We start from the raw sequence: 2,699 nt of genomic DNA on the forward strand, positions 1-2,699 counted from the left end.
TGGTGATCTATTCCGTCGTCGACAAGCGGAGCTACGTCATCGCGATCACGCGCGATGGCGCCGACTGGAAGGAGATCTCGCTCGGCGCGGACGCAATGGCGCGGAAAGTCTCGGCCTTCCGCAGGGGGCTGGATGTCGGCAAGGCGCGCGATGCCTCCGGCAAATCGGGCCTGTTCGATCTCGCGCTCGCCAACGAGCTCTATGTCGCGCTGCTCGGCCCGGTCGAGGCGTTGACGAAGGACAAGCGCAATCTGCTGGTCGTGCCATCGGCGGCGCTGACCGCATTGCCGTTCCATCTGCTGGTCACCGAGAAGCCGCAGGCTGCGATTCCGGACAGGCTCGACGGCTATCGCGACGCCGCCTGGCTGCTGAGGCGTCAGGCCGTCTCGGTGCTGCCGTCGGTGATCAGCCTGAAATCGCTGCGTGCCTTCGCGCGCAGGGATCAGGGCGCAAAGCCGATGACCGGCTTCGGCGATCCCGTCTTCAATCCCGCAGCCGAAGGGCCCGCCGACCGTCGCGCCGCAGGCGGCAAGGTCGCGGCGCGCAGCATTGCGACGATTGCCTATACCGATTTCTGGCGCGGCGCCGGGGTCGATCGCGCGCGGCTGGCGCAGGCGTTGCCGCAACTGCCAGATACCGCCGATGAGCTGAACGCGGTGGCGAGGGACGTCGGCGCCACTGATGCCGACATCCATCTCGGACGCGATGCCAGCGAAACGACGCTGAAGCGTGCAGCGCTTGCCCAATACGGCATCATCTATTTTGCCACCCACGGCCTCGTCGCCGGCGACGTCAAGGGACTGGGCGAGCCCTCGCTTGCATTGTCCATTCCCGATCAGCCGTCTGAGCTCGACGACGGCCTTCTGACCGCGAGCGAAGTGGCCCAGCTCAAGCTCAACGCCGATTGGGTGGTTCTGTCCGCCTGCAACACCATCGCCGGCGACAAGCCCGGGGCCGAAGCGCTGTCGGGATTGGCGCGCTCTTTCTTCTATGCCGGTGCCCGCGCGCTTCTGGTCTCGCATTGGGCCGTGGATTCGGAAGCCGCCACCCGCCTCACCACATCGACGTTCGAGCTGCTCAAGAACGAACCGAAAATCGGTCGCGCCGAAGCCTTGCGCCGCGCGATGTTAACGTTTGTCGACGACACCTCGTCACCGCGCAACGCCTACCCGGCAATGTGGGGACCGTTCGCGCTCATTGGCGAAGGCGAGGTACGATAAGCCGGCAGCCGGAATTGTGCGTCGCAAAAACCATCATCAACGCCGAATTCCGCATTTGGTTGCGCGATCATTCGTGATTTTTTGATGCAGCTGCTCAGAGCTGACATGCGCGACGTTTGGCGCGGTCCTTGAATAAACCAAATCCTGCGGGATCAGCTTGGCAACGCCAGCGTTCATCATTATTAGGTCGCCCAGCCGAGGCCGGTTGGCCTATAAATCACGGTGACCGCGATGGTGCTGAAGTTCTGGTCGCGCTGAATGTCGCGGGTTCTAGGAGGATTTTTCGTGCAAGAGACGGGCGTGCGCAACGGTGCCTTCGGCGCCGACAAGTTCGGTTTAAAGAATCTCAAGCAGGTTCACTGGAACCTCGGTGCGCCGCAACTCTATCAATACTCGCTCACTGCGGGCGAGGCGGTGCTGTCCGCTGACGGCGCACTCTGCGCCGACACCGGCGAGTTCACCGGGCGCAGCCCGAAGGACAAGTTCACGGTGCGTGACGCCACCACCGACAAGAAGATGTGGTGGGCCGGCAACCAGTCGATCACCGCAGAGCAGTTCGAGACGCTCTATCAGGACTTCCTCAAGCACGCCGAAGGCAAGAAGCTGTTCGCGCAGGATCTCTATGGTGGTGCCGACCCGGCCTACCGGATCAAGACCCGTGTCTTCACCGAGCTCGCCTGGCACTCGCTGTTCATCCGCACGCTGCTGATTCGCCCCGAGGCGATCGAGCTGCCGACCTTCGTGCCGGAGCTCACCATCATCGACATGCCGAGCTTCCGCGCCGATCCCAAACGTCACGGCTGCAAGTCGGAGAACGTCGTCGCGATCGATTTCGCCCGCAAGATCGTCCTGATCGGCGGGTCTTATTATGCCGGCGAGATGAAGAAGTCGGTCTTCACCACGCTGAACTATTATCTGCCCGAGCGCGGCGTGATGCCGATGCATTGCTCGGCCAATGTCGGCGCCAAGGGCGACGCGGCAATTTTCTTCGGCCTGTCCGGCACCGGCAAGACCACGCTGTCGGCGGATCCCAACCGCACGCTGATCGGCGACGACGAACACGGCTGGGGCCCGAACGGCGTCTTCAATTTCGAAGGCGGCTGCTACGCCAAGTGCATCAAGCTGTCGCAGGAAGCCGAGCCCGAGATCTTCGCGGCCTCGACCCGCTTCGGCGCGGTGCTCGAGAACTGCGTGCTCGACGAAGACACCCGCGTTGTGGATTTCGACGACGGCTCCAAGACCGAGAACACGCGCTCGGCCTATCCGCTCGACTTCATCCCGAACGCCTCGCGCACCGGCCGCGCGCCGCAGCCGAAGAACGTGGTGATGCTCGCCGCCGACGCCTTCGGCGTGTTGCCGCCGATCGCCAAGCTCTCGCCGGCGCAGGCGATGTATCACTTCCTGTCCGGCTACACCGCCAAGGTCGCGGGCACCGAGCGCGGTCTCGGCAACGAGCCGCAGCCGGAGTTCTCGACCTGC

2 protein-coding genes are annotated in these 2,699 nt (G+C 63.9%); both read left to right on the forward strand.

The genetic code is table 11. The annotated features are described in order from the left end of the window. Positions 1-1,220: CHAT domain-containing protein (locus tag IC66_RS0134655; protein ID WP_038950722.1), on the forward strand; the 1,220-nt coding region annotated here is incomplete at its 5' end. A gap of 285 nt (positions 1,221-1,505) precedes the next feature. Further along, on the forward strand, positions 1,506-2,699 hold a 1,194-nt coding region (locus tag IC66_RS0134665), incomplete at its 3' end, for a phosphoenolpyruvate carboxykinase (ATP) (RefSeq protein ID WP_038950723.1).

The organism is Bradyrhizobium genomosp. III (assembly GCF_000261705.1).
In the GTDB taxonomy this organism is placed as follows: Bacteria; Pseudomonadota; Alphaproteobacteria; order Rhizobiales; family Xanthobacteraceae; genus Bradyrhizobium; species Bradyrhizobium ottawaense.